This is a genomic window from Ruminococcoides intestinale, assembly GCF_040095935.1.
In the GTDB taxonomy this organism is placed as follows: Bacteria; Bacillota; Clostridia; order Oscillospirales; family Acutalibacteraceae; genus Ruminococcoides; species Ruminococcoides intestinale.
The window spans coordinates 444,655-465,606 of the sequence record NZ_JBBMFQ010000002.1; the positions used below are offsets into that span (position 1 = coordinate 444,655).

General features: G+C 43.8%; 15 protein-coding genes and 1 tRNA gene. 14 read left to right on the forward strand and 2 right to left on the reverse strand.

All coding sequences use genetic code 11. From position 1 onward, the window contains the following. The first annotated feature begins 425 nt into the window (after window positions 1-425). The 14 genes from alaS (at window position 426) to WMO31_RS05920 (ending at window position 17,198) form a co-directional block, all read left to right on the forward strand. Window positions 426-3,059, forward strand: a complete 2,634-nt coding sequence (gene alaS, locus WMO31_RS05855) for an alanine--tRNA ligase (protein WP_117966060.1) — start codon at window positions 426-428, stop codon at window positions 3,057-3,059. 202 nt (window positions 3,060-3,261) lie between these two features. Then, window positions 3,262-4,344: an LPXTG cell wall anchor domain-containing protein gene (locus tag WMO31_RS05860; protein ID WP_303675527.1), complete on the forward strand. Its 1,083-nt coding sequence runs from the start codon at window positions 3,262-3,264 to the stop codon at window positions 4,342-4,344. 154 nt (window positions 4,345-4,498) lie between these two features. After that, window positions 4,499-4,575 (forward strand) — tRNA-Pro (locus WMO31_RS05865). An 88-nt stretch (window positions 4,576-4,663) separates the two neighbouring features. After that, entirely contained in the window at window positions 4,664-5,497 is an 834-nt protein-coding gene (locus WMO31_RS05870) for a deoxyribonuclease IV (RefSeq protein WP_367999366.1), read from the forward strand. 239 nt (window positions 5,498-5,736) lie between these two features. Then, the gene (trxA, locus tag WMO31_RS05875) at window positions 5,737-6,066 is read left to right on the forward strand and encodes a thioredoxin (protein ID WP_021882743.1); all 330 of its coding nucleotides are present in this window, start codon (window positions 5,737-5,739) and stop codon (window positions 6,064-6,066) included. Continuing rightward, window positions 6,059-6,952: an NAD(P)/FAD-dependent oxidoreductase gene (locus WMO31_RS05880; protein ID WP_046432830.1), complete on the forward strand. Its 894-nt coding sequence runs from the start codon at window positions 6,059-6,061 to the stop codon at window positions 6,950-6,952. The genes trxA and WMO31_RS05880 overlap by 8 nt, the downstream gene beginning before the upstream one ends. A 66-nt stretch (window positions 6,953-7,018) precedes the next feature. After that, entirely contained in the window at window positions 7,019-7,942 is a 924-nt protein-coding gene (locus WMO31_RS05885) for a DMT family transporter (protein WP_021882741.1), read from the forward strand. After that, window positions 7,939-8,589 (forward strand): HAD family hydrolase, encoded by a 651-nt coding sequence (locus tag WMO31_RS05890; protein ID WP_303675524.1) that lies wholly within the window; start codon window positions 7,939-7,941, stop codon window positions 8,587-8,589. The genes WMO31_RS05885 and WMO31_RS05890 overlap by 4 nt, the downstream gene beginning before the upstream one ends. A gap of 82 nt (window positions 8,590-8,671) precedes the next feature. Continuing rightward, complete coding sequence (locus tag WMO31_RS05895; protein WP_015523301.1) at window positions 8,672-10,099, forward strand: alanine/glycine:cation symporter family protein; 1,428 nt, start codon at window positions 8,672-8,674, stop codon at window positions 10,097-10,099. Window positions 10,100-10,155: 56 nt separating this feature from the next. Further along, complete coding sequence (locus WMO31_RS05900; RefSeq protein WP_367999367.1) at window positions 10,156-10,752, forward strand: HD domain-containing protein; 597 nt, start codon at window positions 10,156-10,158, stop codon at window positions 10,750-10,752. Window positions 10,753-10,923: 171 nt separating this feature from the next. After that, the gene (ilvD, locus tag WMO31_RS05905) at window positions 10,924-12,582 is read left to right on the forward strand and encodes a dihydroxy-acid dehydratase (RefSeq protein WP_015523303.1); all 1,659 of its coding nucleotides are present in this window, start codon (window positions 10,924-10,926) and stop codon (window positions 12,580-12,582) included. Window positions 12,583-12,900: 318 nt separating this feature from the next. Further along, window positions 12,901-14,973, forward strand: a complete 2,073-nt coding sequence (locus WMO31_RS05910) for an elongation factor G (protein WP_367999368.1) — start codon at window positions 12,901-12,903, stop codon at window positions 14,971-14,973. A gap of 132 nt (window positions 14,974-15,105) precedes the next feature. Further along, window positions 15,106-16,002 carry a YitT family protein gene (locus WMO31_RS05915; protein WP_015523304.1) on the forward strand — a complete coding sequence of 299 codons (897 nt, stop codon included), beginning with the start codon at window positions 15,106-15,108 and terminating at the stop codon, window positions 16,000-16,002. 23 nt (window positions 16,003-16,025) lie between these two features. Next, window positions 16,026-17,198: a cation diffusion facilitator family transporter gene (locus WMO31_RS05920; RefSeq protein ID WP_101105920.1), complete on the forward strand. Its 1,173-nt coding sequence runs from the start codon at window positions 16,026-16,028 to the stop codon at window positions 17,196-17,198. Window positions 17,199-17,311: 113 nt separating this feature from the next. Here WMO31_RS05920 and WMO31_RS05925 read toward each other — a convergent pair whose 3' ends face one another. After that, entirely contained in the window at window positions 17,312-19,060 is a 1,749-nt protein-coding gene (locus WMO31_RS05925) for an ABC transporter ATP-binding protein (protein ID WP_176790960.1), read from the reverse strand. After that, window positions 19,057-20,796 carry an ABC transporter ATP-binding protein gene (locus tag WMO31_RS05930; RefSeq protein WP_367999369.1) on the reverse strand — a complete coding sequence of 580 codons (1,740 nt, stop codon included), beginning with the start codon at window positions 20,794-20,796 and terminating at the stop codon, window positions 19,057-19,059. The genes WMO31_RS05925 and WMO31_RS05930 overlap by 4 nt, the downstream gene beginning before the upstream one ends. Between the last annotated feature and the right edge of the window lie 156 nt (window positions 20,797-20,952).

Below are 20,952 nucleotides of genomic sequence, written 5' to 3' on the forward strand. Positions count from 1 at the left end.
CGCTCCTATGCACTTGATTGCAATCTGTCGCAAACTCTGCTCCTTGCAAGCAAAGCAGAGTGTTGCTCCGATTTAAATTATTTGCTACAATTGAATTACAATATTCGGCTGTGACGGGATTAACCGAGATGTCAGCATTTCAGAGAGAAAGCCGTTTTGGTGCAAGGCTTTTATGTGAAGTTTCGGTGCGCTACCCCTGAGCTCTGTGTGATTAAGCACAGCGTATTTCTGCGTTAAGGAAATGTAATCTATATGACGATTACTCAAAGCGGACGCTTGGCGTCAATTTGGGTGGTACCGCAGGATATTCCTGTCCCATTGTATTTTTATACAATGGGATTTTTTATTTTGCTCGGTAGCATACTTTAAACAAATTTGAACGAATATTGTATTCCCCTGTGAATTTGTATAAGGAGAGATTTTTTATGAAGTGGACAGGACTTAACGAATTAAGAGAAAAGTTCCTTGAATTCTTTGAATCAAAGGGTTGTTTAAGACTCCCCAGCTTTTCGCTTGTTCCAAAGGACGACAACAGCCTTCTGCTTATCAACAGCGGTATGGCTCCTATGAAAAAATATTTTACAGGTGAGGTAACACCTCCTCGCAAGCGTGTTACAACCTGTCAGAAATGTATCCGTACTCCCGACATTGAGCGTGTCGGCATCACAGCCCGTCACGGTACATTCTTTGAAATGCTCGGTAACTTCTCATTCGGCGACTATTTTAAGCACGAGGCTACAGCATGGGCATGGGAATTCTTTACAAAGGTTCTTGAAATGCCTCCCGAAAAGCTCTATGTTTCAATCTATGAGGACGATGACGAGGCTTTTGACATTTGGACAAAAGAAGTCGGCGTTGATCCGTCACATATGGTAAGACTCGGCAAGGAAGATAACTTCTGGGAACACGGTTCAGGCCCCTGCGGTCCGTGCTCCGAAATCTACTTTGACCGTGGTGACGAAAAGGGCTGCGGCAGACCCGACTGTCATGTAGGCTGTGAATGTGACCGTTTTGTTGAGGTTTGGAACCTTGTATTTACTCAGTTTGAGAGTGACGGCAAAGGTAACTACACTCCTCTTGAACATCCGAACATTGATACAGGTATGGGCCTTGAAAGACTTGCCTGTGTTATGCAGGGTGTTGACAACCTTTTCCTCGTTGACACAATTCAGAACATTATGAAACACATCTCACAGATTACAGGTGTTGAGTACGGCAAAAATGAAAAGAGCGATGTTTCGCTTCGTGTTATCACAGACCATATCCGCAGTACAACATTTATGATTGGTGACGGTGTTCTTCCGTCAAACGAGGGCAAGGGCTATGTGCTCCGCCGTTTGCTCAGAAGAGCCGCTCGTCACGGCAGACTTCTCGGTTACAACGAGCCTTTCCTCTATAAGGTTTGCGATACGGTTATCAAGGAAAATCTTACAGCTTATCCCGAACTCAAGGAAAAGCAGGAGTTCATTACAAAGGTTATCAAGGTTGAGGAAGAAAGCTTTGCCAAGACAATTGATCAGGGCTTTAAGATGCTCAACGGCATTATGGACAGCGAAGATGTTAAGGTTCTCAGCGGTGAGGACGCTTTTAAGCTTAACGATACTTACGGTTTCCCGATTGACCTTACAAAAGAAATTCTTTCCGAAAAAGGCATTAAGGTTGATGTTGAGCGTTTCCGTGAGCTTATGAAGGAGCAGAAAAAGCGTTCCCGTGACGCAAGAAAGAACGCCGGTGCAGACGCTTGGATTTCTGACACAACAGACCTTTCGGATGTTGCAAATACAGAATTCGTAGGTTACACAGACCTCAAGTCAACTTCAAAGGTTCTTGCAATCGTTAAGGACGGTGTGAGAGTTGACAGTATCGGTGAGGGCGAAAATGCTATCATCGTTCTCGATAAAACTCCGTTCTACGGAGAAGGCGGCGGTCAGGTTGGCGACACAGGTGTTATGGAGTCCGGCAGTTTTTCAGCTGATGTTGACAACACAACAAAGAATCCGTCAGGCACAATTTACCTTCATGCTTGTACAGTAAAGAGCGGCAGCATCAATGTAGGTGCAGAGGTTTCAACTGCTGTTGATGAAGAGCGCCGTGCGGATATCACAAGAAACCACACAGCGGCTCACCTCCTTCAGTCGGCTCTCCGTGAGGTTCTCGGCAACCATGTTCAGCAGGCAGGTCAGCTTGTTTCAGACGATTACTTCCGTTTTGACTTTACTCACTTTGAGGCTCTCACGGCAAAGGAGCTCATTGAGGTTCAGAATCTTGTAAATAAAAAGATTCTTGAGGCAATCCCCGTTACGACACGGGAAATGCCTATTGAAGAGGCTAAAAAGCTCGGCGCAATGGCACTCTTCGGTGAAAAGTACGGCGATGTTGTCCGTGTTGTAAGCGCAGGCGACTTCTCTGTTGAATTCTGTGGCGGTACACATGTAAAGAATACCGCAAACCTCGGTCTTTTCAGAATCAGACAGGAGGGCTCGGTTGCCGCAGGTGTAAGAAGAATTGAGGCTCTCACAGGTATGGGCGTTCTCAAGTACATCAACGGTATGAGCGCTGTTATTATGGATGTTTGCTCATTACTCAAAATTGCAAATCCAAAGGCAGTTGTTGAGGGTGTTCAGAAGGCTGAACAGCTTATCAAGGAACAGCAGAGAGAAATCAACGAGCTTAATTCAAAGCTTGCCGTTGCTCAGATCGGTCAGCTTTTTGCAGGCACAACGGAGGAAAACGGTGTAAGAGTGGTAACAGGCAGAATTGACAAGGCTAATGCCGACATTCTTCGCACAATGTGCGAAAAGGCAAGAGATTTTGCCCCGAAGTGCGTATGTGTTCTTGCAACTGAAAATGACGGCAAGGTGACATTTGCCGCAGCCTGCGGTAAAGAGGCTCTTGCTCTCGGTGCAAATGCAGGCAAAATCATAAAGGCTGTTGCTCAGAAGGCCGGAGGCAACGGAGGCGGAAAGCCCGATATGGCTATGGCAGGTGCTAAACAGCCTGAGAAGATTTCAGAGGCTCTTGACAGCGTAAAAGAAACTGTTTATGCAATGTTAAAATAATCGTTTAATGTGTATTTATGGCTTACTTGCCGGTTGAATTGTGGAAAATAGCCAAACGGTTACATAAAATCTTGTGCAATTAACAAAAACGGTTTTAAACCAAAACTATTGCAGTTTTGTTATTTTTATAGTATAATAAGCAATACTAAGATATGAAAATCTATCTTGGATATTTATGAACAATTTTAGGAGGAGATTAAAAATGTTCAAGAAAATTGCAGGTCTTTTTCTTGCAGCAGCAGTAATGTGCAGTTCAGCTGCCATCACAGCTAGCGCTGCAGAAGCAGAGGATGACGCTGCTGTTGCTGCAGCAGATCAGTCAGGCGAGGTTTCAGCCGACGGTTCATCAGAGGTTTCAGCTGACGCTTCTTCAGAAGTTGAAGCAGGCAATGTTGTTAAGTTTGATGTTAAGAAGTCAGGCTGGAACAATGTTAAGACAGTATTCTGTCATATTTGGAAAGCTGACGGTTCAGGCGATTGGCCGGCTTGGCAGTCAAAGAAAGAAAAATGTAAGTACGACGCTTCAACAGGTATCGCTACATATGATCTTTCAATGACAGGTAACACAATCTCTAAGTCAGACGGAAGAGTTTACTGTGTAATCTTTAGTGCTAACACAGGTATGCAGTCATACAACGCTATCATGAGCGGCAAGTGCATCGGTGACACACTTTATTGCACAGGTAATCAGCTTGAAAACCCTGAGGATTCAGAAAAGAAGGCAAACGAAGCTAAGTGGGAAAACAACTCAGACTGCGGTCCTGAAAAGAAGATTACATCAACAGGTAACATCATCGGTTCTGCTTTCCCTGAGGGCGAATCAGATGCAACATTGTTGGCTACATACCTCGTCGCTTACTACAATGATGAGGCTAAGACAAGTTTTACACAGAAACTTCTTGACGAACTCAAGGTTAGTCCAACACAGGTTATGGGTGCTGTAACAGATAGGCTCAACGCTACAAACAACCCTGATAAGGATACGATTGCTCCTGCAGTTGAGAAGATTCTCGCAGGTTGCACAGATCCTACAACAGGTAAAAAGGTTGACAAGACTCAGCTCGACAACGCTAAGAAGACAGGTGCTAAGGCAGCAGCCGGCAGCTCAAGCAACGGTTCAAGTTCTTCTTCAAGCAACGGTGGCTCAAGCTCATCAGGTTCAGGTTCTTCAAGCACAGGTGCAGTTAAGTCAGGTGTTGAAACAACTATCGTTTTCGTAATGGCAGGTCTTATGGTTTCAGCAGCAGGCGTTATGTTCCTTGCAAGAAAGAAGAAAGAAGACTGATTTTAACGAATTAATCTTTGATTAAGCATTTTTCGGACACTGTCAATCGGCAGTGTCCGTTTTGCTTTTTTAACTCATGGTGCAAAAATATTCAAAAAGTTTTTAAAACATCTTGACAACGCTCGCAGTGTTTGTTAAAATATTAATGTTGCAACGGGATGTAGCGCAGTTTGGTAGCGCACACGTCTGGGGGGCGTGGAGTCGCAAGTTCAAGTCTTGTCATCCCGACCAACTAAAGCCTTTTTGTCTTTTGACAGAAAGGCTTTTTTCTTTACGATAAACCTCTTACTGCAAATAAATTAACGCAAAAGGAGAAAATATGCTTAATATCGGCTCTCATCTTTCAATATCAAAAGGTTTTTACGCAATCGGCAGAGATGCACTTTCAATCGGAGCAAACACATTTCAATTTTTTACACGCAACCCTCGTGGCGGATCTGCAAGAAAAATTGATATCGAAGATGTCAATGCACTTATAAAACTTATGACGGAAAATAATTTTGCAAAAATTCTTGCCCATGCACCATACACAATGAACCTCTGTTCGGCAAAACCCGAAATCCGTGAATTTGCTCTGAACACGCTTACGGATGATTTAAAACGAATGGAATATCTCCCGAATAATCTTTATAACTTTCACCCCGGCAGTCACACGGGACAGGGCGTTAAAGCTGCGGTTGAGCAAATCGGCACAGCGTTGAATACTGCAATGTTCGATGATATGACAACAACGGTATTGCTTGAAACAATGGCGGGCAAAGGCACGGAGGTCGGCAGAACCTTTGAAGAACTGCGTATGATTATCGACCGTGTGGAGCGAAACGATAAAATCGGTGTCTGCCTTGATACCTGCCATGTTTTTGACGCCGGTTATGACATTGTGAATAATCTTGACGGAGTTCTTGAAGAATTTGATCGTGTAATCGGGCTTGAAAGACTCAAGGCAATTCATCTCAATGACAGTATGAATCCTATCGGCAACCACAAGGACAGACATCAGAAAATAGGCGAGGGCTACATCGGAATTGATGCGTTCGGAAAAATTATAAATAATGAAAATTTGCGAAATCTTCCGTTTTTCCTTGAAACCCCGAACGAGCTTGACGGTTATGCCAAAGAAATTTCGGCTTTGAGAAATTTGTATTTTGAATGATATTTGAATGATATTTGCCTTAAAATAAATCAATACAAAAATTGTCAAAAATATTTGTTGCTATTGCAATTTGCGAAAATTAAAAAATTTAAAGTCCTCTCGATTTTTCGAGGGGGCTTTTTTCGCCTTTTTACAATAAAATCGGTTTGCCGTTACACATAATTTGAATGTGCAGACAAAGATATAATAATTACCCTTAAATCGGGAACAATAGTAAAAACGATTTACGGAGTGATATTGTGATTCAAAACATACGGAAAAATGAATTTGAAAGCTTAATAAAATCATCAAAGCCGGTGCTTGCCGATTTTTATGCCGAATGGTGTTCACCGTGTAGAATGCTTTCGCCTGTAATCGAAGAAATCGGTGACAAATACAAAGCATATTTTGAAACCGTCAAGGTCAATGTTGACGAAAATCCCGAATTGACAGAACGCTACGGTGTATCGGGAATTCCTGCACTTTTGCTCTTTAAAGACGGCAACGAAATTTTGCGTATGTCGGGGGTTCAGACCGAAGAACGGATAATCTCCGCAATCTCCGAAAAAACGGGTGAGAGTTTTGTATGACCTTGTAATTGTCGGCGGAGGTGCGGCAGGACTTACGGCGGCACTCTATGCCTCTCGGAGCGGACTTGACTGCATTGTGCTTGATCCGTCATCACCCGAGGGCAGTTCAATTGCCCTCACGGATGCGGTTGAAAACTACACGGGCTTCAGCGATATTGCAGGCTTTGACCTCATTCAGCACTTTTATTCACACGCAAAGTCATTCGGTGCAAATTTTGTCAGACAATCCCTCGTCGGCATAAGAAAAAATTATGACGGTTTTATCCTTGAATGTTCCGACAGCGAGGTCAAGACAAAATCTGTTATTCTCTGCATGGGCGCAACCCATAAAAAATTGGGAATTGACGGCGAAAATAAGTTTGAGGGCAGAGGAGTAAGCTATTGTGCTGTGTGTGACGGCTATTTTTTCAAAGACAAAACAGTGGCGGTAATCGGCGGAGGAAACACCGCCGTTACCGAGGCAACCTATCTTTCTCATATATGCAAACGGGTTTTTCTTATTCACAGGGGCGATGCATTAAAAGCCGACAGAGTGCTTGTGCAAAAGCTTGAAAAATCGGGCAATGTCAAAATTCTTTACAACACCAATGTTGTGAAAATTGACGGTGACGAAAAGGTTAAATCGGTTACGCTTGATAATGAGAAAATTCTGAAAACTGACGGAGTTTTTGTTGCGGTAGGTCTTGAACCGAGAACCGAATGTGTCAAGGGTTTTGTAAAAACTGATGACAACGGATATGTGATTGCCGATGAAACCTGTCAGACATCCGTGTCGGGAATTTTTGTTGCAGGGGATATCCGCACAAAAAATCTGCGACAAATTATAACCGCCTGTTGTGACGGTGCAAATTCTGTTTACGGAATAAACAAATTTTTGAAATTGTAAGGTTTTCTTTTTCTGATTTTTATGGTATACTATACCTGATATTGTTAATTTTTCCGGATGAATAAAATGAAACTGTTACAAAATAAAAAAATAGCATATTTAACAGCAATTTTCTGCACACTTTTGTGGGGAACGGCTTTTCCGTTTATAAAGGTCGGCTACTCTGCTTTTGAGATTGAGGAGTCGGATATCGGCTCAAAGCTGATTTTTGCAGGAATGCGGTTTATGTTGGCGGGATTTATGGTGTTTCTCTTTTTGTGGATATCAAAAAGAAAACCGCCGACGCTTTCAAAAAAAGATATACTGCCCGTCTGTTCACTCGGAGTGGTGCAGACAGGATTGCAGTATATTTTTACATACATCGGAATCGGTTTTACAAGCGGAACGAACACCTCTATAATAACGGCTTGTGCGTCGTTCTTTACCGTACTTTTCGTGCCGTTGTTTTTCAAAAACGACAGGCTCACGCTGATGAAGATTATCGGTTGTATTCTCGGATTCGGCGGAATTATCGCAATCAATTTCGGCGGAACTGTCAGCACGGACACTTGGTTCGGTGATATGATGATTCTCTTTTCAACAATTTCTGCGGCGGCGGGCAACATTGTGGCGAAAAAAGTCACAACAGGACGAGATCCATTTCCTGTAACCGCTTTTCAGCTTTTAACAGGCGGTTTTATATTGCTTGTGTCGGGCATATGCTGCGGTGGCAGTATTGGTTTGATAAATGTTGAAAGTGTTTCCGTGTTACTCTGGCTTGCGTTCGTATCAGCGGCGGCATTTTCGCTGTGGACAGCACTTCTCAAATTTCATGATGCAAGCAGAATTTCTGTTTTCAATCTGCTTGTTCCCGTGTTCGGAACAGTTTTGTCGGGGCTTATGCTCGGTGAAAATGTTTTCAGAATCGAAACGCTTATCTCGCTTATTCTGATTTCACTCGGAATTGCGTTTGTAAATATGAATCTAAAAAAATCGGGAGGTAAAATATGAATCCTGATATAAAAGGTATTATTTCCGATATGGACGGTGTCATTCTTGACACAGAAAAGCTGTATGTCCGTTTTTGGTGTGAGGCGGCCAATTTTTACGGCTATCCTATGGAAACGCACCACGCACTCAGTATTCGTTCAATGGCTCGCCCGTTTGCAATTGCAAAATTAAAGGGCTTTTTCGGAGAGGATTTTGACTACCGCAAGGTTCACGATAAAAGAATTGAGCTTATGGATAAGTTCATCTCGGAAAACGGCATTGAATCAAAGCCCGGTGCCGCTGAATTTCTCGGCTTTTTAAAGCAGAACGGCTACAGGGTTGCCCTTGCAACCGCAACCGCTCCGGAGAGAACAAAAAAATATCTTTCGGCTCTCGGTCTTTACGATTATTTTGACGAAATAGTTTGTGCGTCAATGGTTGCAAAAGGAAAGCCCGAACCCGACATTTATCTTTATGCCGCAGAAAAACTCGGACTTGCTCCCGAAAACTGCATTGCACTTGAGGACTCGCTCAACGGCATAAAGTCGGCAAGCTCGGCAGGGTGTAAAACGGTTATGGTTCCCGACCTTGACCGTCCGAGTTCAGAGGCAATTCCCCTTCTTTACGGAGTTGCAGACAACCTTATTGATGTAAAACGATTTTTGTAAAAAACATTAACGAACATAAAGCAGGTTTTGCTTTTGTATATTAAACAGGGTAGGTCTATACTAAAACAAGGAGGCGTACAATATGTGGGATGCGATTTCAGCTGTGATGAATAGCTTCAATGACTTCCTGTGGGGTTGGTTTATGATTATCCTTCTTCTCGGAACTCACATTTTCCTCACAATTCGCACAAAATTTGTACAGAGAAAAACTTTTAAGGCAATCAAACTTTCGGTGACAAAGGATCCCGATTCAGACGGTGACATCAGCCCGTTTCAGGCTCTTGCAACAGCACTTGCCTCAACAATCGGCACGGGTAATATCATAGGCGTAGGTACTGCAATTGCACTCGGCGGACCCGGTGCGGTTCTCTGGTGCTGGCTCACCGGTGTTTTCGGCATCGCAACGAAGTATTCCGAGTCACTCATCGGTGTAAAGTATCGTGTAAAGACCTCTGACGGCAGAATGCTCGGCGGTGCCATGTATGCCCTTGAAAGAGGATTTAAGTTTAAAACACTCGGCAAAATCCTCGCCGTTCTTTTTGCACTTTTTGCATTGCTTGCATCCTTCGGCATTGGTTCGGGTGTTCAGGTTAATGCAATTTCAAACATTATGAACAATACATTTGACCTTGGTACGGTGAATCTTTTCGGTCAGGACGCTTCGGTTATTTCGATTATTGTAGGTGTTCTTGTTGCTGCAATTACAGCCGTTGTAATCTTCGGAGGTATCAAGTCAATCTCAAGAGTTTGCGAACTCCTTGTACCGTTTATGGCTGTTTTCTATGTTCTCGGCTGTCTTATTATCCTCGGCATGAACTTTGATGTTCTCGGTAAGACATTTGAAATGATTTTTCAGGACGCATTTTCTCTCAAGTCCGTTGCAGGCGGTTTTCTCGGTTCAAGCCTTATGCTTGCCGCTCGTTACGGTATTGCAAGAGGCCTTTTCAGTAACGAATCCGGTATGGGTTCTGCTCCGATAGTTGCCTCTGCCGCTCAGACAAGAAACCCTGTTCGTCAGGCTATGATTTCTTCAACGGGTACTTTTTGGGACACAGTCGTTGTTTGTCTTATGACAGGTCTTGTGCTTGTAAGCTCAATTATCAAAAATCCTGCAATCGATGTTTCCGACGGCGGCGACCTTACATACAAAGCATTCCAGCAGATTCCCGTAATCGGCACACCGATTCTTGTTATCGGTATTGCCGCTTTTGCATATTCAACAATCCTCGGCTGGTCATACTACGGTGAACGCTGTGTTGAATATCTTTTCGGCAGAGGCGGTATGATTCCTTACAAGCTGATCTTTGTATTTATTCTTCTCATCGGTCCTGTTATCAAGCTCGATCTTGTTTGGACAATGGCTGACATCTTCAATGCACTTATGTCAATTCCCAACCTTATTGCCGTAGTTGTGCTTTCACCTGTTGTTGTAAAAGAAACGAACTATTACCTTTATGGCAACAGACTGGATGAATACGATAAAACCAAACTTCCTGTAGTAAATAAATAATCACATAAAGCCTGCACTATGCCAATGTGCAGGCCTGAATTTTAAGAGGGAACATTATGGAGAAATCAAGAATTGAAAAGCAATTTGATTTTATAAAGGAAATTGATAAGGAAAAATTCATCATCCGTCAAACCTACCTTTCCGACGCTCGGAAAAAGGAAAACGATGCCGAGCACGCATGGCATATGGCGATAATGACCGTTATGCTTTCCGAATATGCAAATTCGGAAATTGATGTGCTTAAAACAATGACAATGCTCCTGATTCACGATATTGTCGAGATTGACGCAGGCGATACATATGCCTATGATGAGGAAGCTAAGAAAACTCAAGCAGAGCGTGAAATGAAAGCCGCAAAAAGAATTTTCGGACTTCTTCCGGAAGATCAGGGCGAAAAGATGATGAATCTGTGGCTTGAATTTGAAAGCGGTGAAACAGCCGAAGCAAAGTTTGCACACACAATGGACAACATTCAGCCCGCCATGCTCAATGATGCAACCGACGGCAAGGCGTGGGTAGAGCATATTGTTCACCTGCACAGTATTCTTAACCGCAACAAAAACACTGCTGACGGCTCAAAAAAGCTGTGGGAATATTCAAGGGATAACTTTATTCTGCCCAATGTTGAAAAGGGCAGAATAATCAACGATTGAGCCGCAATAAATGATTTTGGCAATATAGGTTCTCTACTTGATTTTGAACAGTCGATGTGCTAAAATTAAGATTAACGATACAGAAATTTTCACTGTGTTTTATTATGGAACAATTGAAGGGCTTTATGTGAATTTTGTTCCGATTTGATAATTATGGAAAGGGTGTTTACAATGAAAAGTTCAGTTATAAAGGACGGCGTAAGTACCGCACCTCAGCGTTCGCTTTTGAATGCTCTCGGTCTTACCGAAGAAGAAATTAAGAAACCTTTTATCGGTATTGTAAGTTCCAAGAACGATATCGTTCCGGGACATATGAATATAGATAAGATTGTTGACGCCGTTAAGCAGGGCGTTGCTCTTGCAGGTGGCGTTCCGATTGTATTCCCTGCAATCGCTGTTTGTGACGGTATTGCTATGGGACATGAGGGAATGAAGTATTCTCTTGTAACCCGTGAGCTTATCGCAGACTCAACAGAGGCTATGGCAAAGGCTCATGCGTTTGACGCACTTGTAATGGTTCCTAACTGCGACAAGAATGTTCCGGGTATGCTTATGGCTGCCGCAAGAATTAATGTTCCGACAGTTTTCGTAAGCGGCGGTCCTATGCTTGCAGGTCATGTTAAGGGCAAAAAGACAAGTCTTTCGAGTATGTTTGAGGCAGTCGGCGCTTACACGGCAAACAAGATTACTGCCGAAGAGCTTGCCGAGTTTGAAAACAAGGCTTGTCCGTCATGCGGTTCATGTTCGGGTATGTACACCGCCAACAGTATGAACTGTCTTACCGAGGCAATCGGTATGGGACTTCAGGGTAACGGCACAATTCCTGCTGTTTACTCAGACAGAATCAAGCTTGCAAAGCACGCCGGCATGAAGGTTATGGAACTCCTTGAAAAGGATATCCGTCCTCGTGACATTCTCACGGAAAAAGCATTTATGAATGCTCTTACTGTTGATATGGCTCTCGGCTGTTCAACAAATACAATGCTCCACCTCCCTGCAATCGCAAAAGAGGCAGGTGTTAAGCTTAACCTTGACATTGCCAATGAAATCAGCAAAAAGACTCCTAACCTTTGTCACCTTGCTCCTGCAGGTCACACATATATGGAGGATCTTAACGAAGCAGGCGGTGTTTATGCCGTAATGAACGAGCTTACAAAGGTTGGACTTCTTGACACAGACCTTATCACGGCAACAGGCAAGACTGTAGGCGAGAACATTAAGGGTTGTGAAATCAAGGATACGGACATCATTCGCCCTGTTACAAATCCATACAGTAAGACAGGCGGTATTGCTGTTCTCAAGGGTAACCTTGCTCCTGACGGTTCTGTTGTTAAGAGAAGTGCCGTTGCAGAGGAAATGATGCACCACAAGGGTGCGGCAAGAGTGTTTGACTGCGAAGAGGACGCTCTCAGTGCAATTTATGACGGCAAAATCAATCCCGGTGAGGTTGTTGTTATCAGATACGAAGGTCCTAAGGGCGGTCCGGGCATGAGAGAAATGCTCAACCCGACTTCCGCTATTATGGGCAGCGGTCTCGGCAACTGTGTTGCTCTTATCACAGACGGTCGTTTCTCAGGCGCAACAAGAGGTGCGGCTATCGGTCATGTATCTCCCGAGGCAGCAGTCGGCGGTCCGATTGCACTTGTTAAAGAGGGCGATATGATTGAAATCGACATTCCTGCAAACACAATCAATCTCCTCGTTTCTGACGAAGAGCTTGCAAAGCGTAAGGCAGAATGGAAGCCCCGTCAGCCCAAGATTACAACAGGCTACCTTGCTCGTTATGCAAAGCTTGTTACATCAGGCGCACAGGGTGCGGTTCTCGAATAATCAAGTTTTCAAGGCTCTCGTTTTGAGAGCCTTTCCTTTTGTCAAAAATTGTTTTTTCAGGAAACCCAATCGTTAAAATGCACAATTGGCCTTGCAAAAATCTGTATATTTTTCAGCTTAACATAAAATAAAAAAGCAAGTTGCACAATTCATCCCTTGTCCATTTGGGCAAAGGGTGAATTTTTTTATTTTGCCATAATTCGGTTGTTTATTTTATACAAATATGCTATAATAATTCCGTATTAATTGACACTATTGTTTAATTTTGTCGAAATAAGCTTGATTAGAATAGAAATTTTACGAAAGGGGATTTCACTTTTGAAACAATACGACGCTAAAAAAATTCTTAATATTGCCCTCGCAGGACACAGCGGCAGCGGCAAAACCTCGGTTGCGGAGTCAATACTCTATCTCTCAAAGATGAGCGAAAGACTCGGTAAGGTTGCAGACGGCAACACAGTCCTTGATTTTGACAGCGAGGAGATCAAAAGACAGACTTCAATTATGACGGCGGTTGCACCGATTGAATGGAAAAATACAAAAATCAACCTAATCGACACCCCCGGTCTTTTTGATTTTGCAGGCGGTGTTGCAGAGGGCATGAGAGCGGCTGACACAGCGCTCGTCGTTGTTTCGGGCAAGGACGGTGTCTGTGTAGGTACCGAAAAAGCAGTTGAGGCGGCAACAAAGGCAGGGCTTACAAAGGTGTTCTTTGTAAACGGTCTTTGCGACGAAAGCGCCCGTTTCTATCGTGTATTCGAGAGCTTGAAGGCTACATTCGGTCCGTCTGTTTGTCCTGTTGTTGTTCCGTACATTGTTGACGGTCAGGCAAACACTTATGTTAATTTGTTTGATTACAAGGCTTATGAGTACGGCACAGACGGCAGTGTAAAACAGACTGCGCTTCCTGATATGGGCGACAGACTTGAGGGCTTGCGTGAGGCTATCAAGGAGGCTGTTGCCGAAACAAGCGAGGAACTTCTTGACAAGTTTATTATGGGTGAGGAGTTTACTCCCGAAGAAATCATTCTCGGTGTAAGTCAGGGCGTTAAGGACGGCACAATCTGCCCCGTATTCTGCGGTGACGCTCATAATACATTCGCAATTGATCAGCTTTTGAACAGCCTTACATGGCTTGCTCCGTCAGCGGCTGACAAGAGCGGTGAAATCGGTGTTGACCTTGACGGTGAACCCGTTGATGTTTCGGTTAATGACAGCGGTGCGGCTGCCGCAATCGTATTCAAGACGGTTGCAGACCCGTTCATCGGCAGACTTTCATATGTAAAGGTTGTTTCGGGCAAGGTAAGCTCGGACGCTCCTCTCATCAATATGCGTACAGGCGCACAGGAGAGAATTACAAAGGTGCTTTCCGTAAGCGGTAAAAAGCAGTCGGATGTTCCGTACATTGGTGCGGGTGACATCGGTGCAATCCCGAAGCTTGCATCAACAAAGACAGGTGACACACTCTGTTCGCCTCTCAGAAAGGTTGTTCTTGACGGAATCGACTATCCGTCATCATCATATACAATGGCTGTGTATCCGGCAAAGAAGGGTGACGAGGATAAGGTTGCCCAGGGCATTGCAAAGCTTGCAGACGAAGATCCGACAATCAAGCTCGTTTCAAACCACGAAACCCATGAAATGTTAATTTCGGGACTCGGCGAACAGCATCTTGATGTTGTAATTTCAAGACTTAAAACAAAGTATAATGTTGACGCAGTCCTCAAAAAGCCAAAGATTGCATACAGAGAAACTATCCGCAAAAAGGTTTCCGCACAGGGCAGATATAAAAAGCAGTCGGGCGGTCACGGTCAGTTCGGTGATGTGTGGATTGAATTTGAGCCGTGTGATTCGGACGGTCTTGTATTTGCCGAAAGAGTTGTCGGCGGTGCAGTTCCGAAAAATTTCTTCCCTGCCGTTGAAAAGGGACTTCAGGATTCAATCAAGAAGGGTGTTCTTGCAGGCTATCCGATGGTAGGCATCAAGGCTACTCTCTATGACGGTTCATATCATCCCGTTGATTCCTCCGAAATGTCATTCAAAACAGCGGCATCTCTTGCTTATAAGAACGGTATTCCGAATGCCTCTCCGACGCTTCTTGAGCCAATCGGAAGCCTTAAAGCCAATGTTCCGGATGCAAATATGGGCGATGTAATGGGCGAGGTCAACAAGCGCAGAGGTCGTGTACTCGGTATGCAGCCGGGTGAGAACGGAACGCAGATTGTTGAGGCGGAAGTTCCTATGGCAGAAATGGATGACTTTGCAACCTATATTCGTCAGGTAACACAGGGCAGAGGATCATTTGAATTTGCGTTTGTCCGCTATGAGGATACTCCTGCAAATGTTGCTCAAAAAATTATTGAGAAAGCCAAGGCTGACTCTCAGGAATAATTAATAAGCTGATTAAGGCACCGATTTTTCGGTGCCTTTTGCTTTTCTTGCGTAAATATCATTATTGTGATACAATTAGGCTATACTTATGTGAATGATGGGGATGTAAATTTATCGCAAAGGATGATGACAATGAAAAATCTTTTACAAAGATCGAGAAAGACAATCAAAATCAAAAATATGCTTTTTCTCACAATTGCCGGAATTATCAATGCGTTTGGAATTACAATATTTCTTAATCCCGTGAACCTTTACGACAGCGGAATTTCAGGTACGGCTATGCTTGCCGCACAACTTACACCCGAAAGCCTGTCGCTTTCACTTTTTCTTATAATTTTTAACCTGCCGCTGTTTTTGTTCGGACTTAAAAAGCAGGGAAAGAAGTTTACATTTTACGCAATTTATACGGTTGCAGTTTATTCGTTCGTTTCATGGCTGATAACCGATGTTCTGCCCGTTGATGTCAGTATGGCGTCTCCGCTTGCAGGAACCGATTTGCTCCTTTGTGCCGTGTTCGGCGGTGTGATTTCGGGTATAGGCAGCGGTCTTGCAATCAAATTCGGCGGTGCAATGGACGGCATCGAGGTTATGGCGGTAATCTTTGCGAAAAAAATCGGTGTATCTGTTGGCTCGTTCGTTATGGCGTACAACATTGTACTTTATGTTGTATGCGGCTTCATTCTGCAAAGCTGGATTCTTCCGCTTTATTCGATTGTTACATATTTTGCCGCACTTAAAACGATTGACTTTATTGTTGAAGGTTTTGACAGGGCAAAGGCGGCAACGATTATTGCGTCTGTAAGCCGTTGCGATGAAATTTGTAACGCACTTTCGGAGGAATTTCAAAGCGGCGTTACCGTAATGCAGGCTCAGGGCGGATATTCAGGCAAGGACAAGGTGATGATTTACTTTGTTGTCAACCGTTTCCAGATTGGCAAGCTGAAGGAAATTGTGCGTGAAATCGACAAGAAAGCGTACATTTCAATTACGGAGGTTGCCGATGTTTTCAGCCGAAACGATTCGCTGTAAATAAATTTTAGTTGGTGTTTTATTTGACAAAATTACTTGTAAAGCTGTTCGTTAAAGACAGCGACAATTGCGATAATCCAAAGGTTAGAACTGCCTATGGCAACCTTTCGGGTGTTTGCGGAATAATTCTTAACCTGTTACTGTTCGGAGGAAAATTGTTTGCCGGAATTGTTTCGGCATCGGTTTCCGTCATTGCCGACGCCCTCAACAACCTTTCGGACGCAGGCAGTTCGGTTGTTACATTCCTCGGATTTAAGCTTGCAAGCCGTCCTGCCGACAGAGAGCATCCGTTCGGTCACGGTCGTTATGAGTATGTGGCAGGCTTGGGAATTTCCGTTGTAATCCTTTTAATGGGTGTTGAGCTTATAAAAAGTTCGATAGAAAAGATAATTACTCCCGAGGATAAAACGGCATTTTCAACGCTTTCACTCGCAATAATGATTGCGTCAATTTTCGTAAAATTATGGATGTACTTTTTTAATTCGGGATTGTCGAGAAAGATAAATTCAACCGCACTCAAGGCGGCGGCGCTTGACTCGCTGACCGACTGCATTGCAACCTCGGTTGTAATAATCGGATTGCTTATTTCTGCCTCAACAGGAGTTCAGATTGACGGTTGGCTCGGCGTGTGTGTTTCGCTGTTCATACTTTTTACGGGTGTCAGCACATTCAGAGAGAGCCTCTCTCCGCTCCTCGGCAAAGCTCCAGATGCCGAATTTGTTGATGAAATCAAGGAAACAGTGTTGAAAAATGATATGATTGTAGGTATCCACGATTTGATTATTCATGATTACGGTCCGGGCAGATGCTTTATTTCACTCCACGCAGAGGTACCGTGTGACGAGGATATCCTTGAAGCTCACGACGCAATTGACCTGACGGAAAAACAGCTTGAAAACAGGTACAACTGTTTTGCAACCATACATATGGATCCGATTGCCTCAAACGATGCGTTCACAAATGAACTTAAAATGAAGGTGGAGGAGGGCTTGTGTGAGCTTAATCCGGAGTATTCAATCCACGATTTCAGAATTGTAAAGGGCAGTACGCATACAAATGTTGTCTTTGATATGGTTATTCCGTATGGACTTGACCTTACAGAAAGACAGATTAAACAGAGTGCAATCGAGAAAATCAAGTCAATTGACGAAAAGCTTTATCCGATAATCAATGTTGAAAAATCTCTTTCGGATTAAAAGTTCATAATACAAAACAGAGGTCATCGGTTTTTAGCTGATGACCTCGTTTTGTATATATTTTCGGAATTGTTGAAAATTGTGTGTTCGAGTGTAGTAGTCAGTTATACGGTTTATTGTTTTGCAAACTGGCTGTTGTAAAGTTTGTTATAGAATCCGCCTTTGGCGAGCAACTCCTCGTGTGTGCCTTGTTCAATGATGTTGCCGTCCTTCATAACAAGGATAACATCGCTTTCCTTGATTGTTGAAAGTCTGTGGGCAACAACAAAGCTCGTCTTGCCCTTCATCATCTTGGCAAAAGCCTTTTGAACACGGATTTCGGTAAGGGTATCAATTGATGAAGTCGCCTCGTCAAGAATAAGAATTGACGGGTTTGTAAGCATCGCCCTTGCAATACACAAAAGCTGTTTCTGTCCCTGACTGAGATTACCGCCGTCCTCGCTGATTACGGTGTTGTAGCCGTCAGACATACGGCGGATGAATGAGTGCGCATATGCCGCCTTTGCAGCGGCAATAACTTCTTCTTCGGTTGCGTTTTCGTTGCCGTAACGCAGATTTTCCATAATCGTTCCGTTGAACAGCCAACTGTCCTGAAGAACCATTCCGTAGCATTTTCTGAGGTTGTCACGGGTGATATCCATAATGTCAACACCGTCAATGCTGATTTTGCCACTGTCCGTGTCATAAAATCTCATAAGAAGATTGATGAATGTTGTCTTGCCGCAACCTGTCGGACCGACAATGGCAATGTGACTGCCGCTCTTGACATTAAGCGAAAAGTTTGTGATGAGCGGCTTTTCTTTTGTGTAGGAGAAGTTTACATTCTCAATCTTGACATTGCCTTTGCAATGCTCAAGCTCTTTTGTACTGTTGTCGGGAATTTCGTTATCTGCCTCAAGAACTTCAAAAACCCGTCCTGCCGCCGCAATGCCTGTCTGCAACTGTGTGAGTACGCCTGTAACCTCGTTAAACGGCTTTGTGTACTGATTTGCGTAGGTGAGAAAGCATGATAGCTGTCCGACCGAAAGTGTGCCTGCAACGGCAAACAGAGCACCCATAATGCCTACTGCGGCATAAACCAATGCGTTTACGAATCTTGTTGACGGGTTGGCAAGTGCGCCTGCAAACTGCGCCTTGAATCCCACTTCAAGAAGTTCATCGTTGTACTTTTCAAATTCTTCAAAGGCTCTGTCCTCATATGAAAAAGCCTTTACAATTCTCTGATTGCCGATATGCTCCTCAACATATGACGAGATGTCGCCGTTGAGTGCCTGTTGACGGGTAAAGCGGTTATGCGTCATCTTGCCGATAAATGCCGCAACAAAGAGCGAAAGCGGTGTGAGAACAACAACCACAAGGGCGATTTTCCAGTTTATTGTCAGCATAAATACAAGCGTGCCGACAATGGTAACAATGCCCGAAAAAAGCTGTAGAAACATCTGTGTAAGACCGTCACCAACTGCGTCAACATCGTTGATTACTCGGCTGATAAGGTCGCCGTGAGGTGTTGTGTCAATGTAGGAGAGGGGAACTGTGTTGAATTTTTCAAAAACCTCCCGTCTGAGGTCACGAACAGTGCGGTAGCTGACAATGTTGGTAAAGTAGGTCATAATCCACTGGAAAAGTGCCACACCGCCGATGCCTACACCGATATATACAAGAATCTGAATAACGCTTGCAAAGTCAACATTACCCTTGTCAATGATGTTGTCGATTGCGTTACCTGTGAGAACCGGAATATAGAGCGTGAGCGAAACGCTGATGATTGCGCTCACAAGAGCTAAAATCAGATAAAACGAATACGGCTTTATTTTTTTGAGTACCTTTTTTACAGAGGAGGATTTTTTTGCTGAATTTTTCATCTTTTTGCCTCCTCTTCACTAAGCTGTGAAAGACAGATTTCACGGTAGGTTTCGCAGCTTTCAAACAGTTCATCGTGCTGACCTTTGCCTACAAGTCTGCCGTCATCAAGCACAAGAATAAGGTCTGCGTTCTTAATTGTTGAGCAACGCTGTGTAACGATTATCACGGTCATATCCTTTGTGTTTTCACGCAAAGCCTTTCTGAGTGCCGCATCTGTTGCAAAGTCAAGAGCCGAAAAGCTGTCGTCAAGAATGAGAAGCTTCGGTGAGCCTGTGAGTGCTCTGGCAATGCAAAGTCGCTGACGCTGACCTCCGCTGAAGTTCTTACCGCCCTGTTCAACAAAGCTGTCAAGCCCTTTGTTCAGCTTGCTTACAAACTCGTATGCCTGTGCAATTTTTAGAGCCTTTATAATATCCTCGTCAGTTGCATTTTCGTTTTGCCATTTCATATTGTCACGGATTGTTCCCTTGAAAAGAATTGACTGCTGAGGAACAATGCCAATCTGTGAACGGAGCTGTAAGAACGGATAGTCCTTGACATTTCTGCCGTCAACGCTTACAGTACCCTGTGTTGCATCGTAAAAACGGGGGATAAGGTTGACAAGCGTACTTTTACCGCAACCAGTACCACCGATAAGACCGACCGTCTGACCACGCTTGATTTTAAAGCTGATGTCCTCAAGCTCATCATCACCCGTGCCGTATGTGAAGTTTACATTATCAAATTCGATTTTCGGAGTGCTTTCGCTCTCTGAAATTTCAATGTTCTCGGTAGTGCTTTCACACACACTCGGCTGAGTTTCAAACACTTCGTTAAGTCTTGCCGCACTTGCACTTGCTTTCGTGAAAAGTACAACAAGGTTTGCAACAACAATCATTGCAAGCAAAATCTGCGTCATATAGTTTACAAGGGCAATGATGTCGCCCGAAAGCATTCCGTTGCCTGTGTTTACATTCTGAGCGCCAAACCAAATGATGAGAATAATTGCAGCATTGGTGATGATGTAGGTGACAGGGCTTAAAAGTGCCGAAAGAATGCTTACTCTGATCGAAGTTTTAGCCAAATCTTCGGTTGAATCGTCAATACGCTTTTTCTCATTTTTCTGCTTTGAAAAGGCTCGGATAACCCTGTTGCCCGAAAGATTTTCACGGCAGATAAGGCTGATTTTGTCGAGCTTTTTCTGCATTTTTTCAAAAATAGGAATACTCTTTGTCATAATGAGGTAAAGAGTAACGGCAATCAATATAGCCGCAATAAAGAAAATAATTGACATTTCAAGGTTGATTGTCATTGCCATAACCATTGAACCGATAACAATAAACGGTGCTCTGGTGAGCAGGCGGATAGCCATTGCAACAGATTGCTGAACCTGATTGGTGTCATATGTGATTCGTGTTATAAGTGACGGAGTGCCGAGCTTGTCCAACTCTGCGTGTGATAACCTGTTGATGTGCAAAAACAAATCTCGGCGCAGTCTTGTTCCCACACCCTGAGATGCCTTTGACGCAAGATACTGACACACGAGCGCACTGCAAAGTCCTACAGTTGCAAGAATAACGAGCAGACCGCCCATTTTCCAGATGTATGCTGTGTCGCCGTTTCGCACACCGTTGTCGATGATTCCTGCCATAACAAGCGGAACGAGCAATTCTAAAATTGCCTCAAACAGCTTGCAAAGCGGACCGATGATACATTCCTTTTTGTAGTATGCAAGATATCTTCGTAGCTTAATCAAATTTTCCCCTTCTCTGCCATATAATTAACAATACATAAGTAATATTATTTTACACCGATTAACGATATTTTACAACTTAAATTTTGCGTTGCGGGAATTTGCGGCGGTCGCAAGGCTACCCCTACAGTTTTGTGCTAACACAAAAAAGCCACCGAT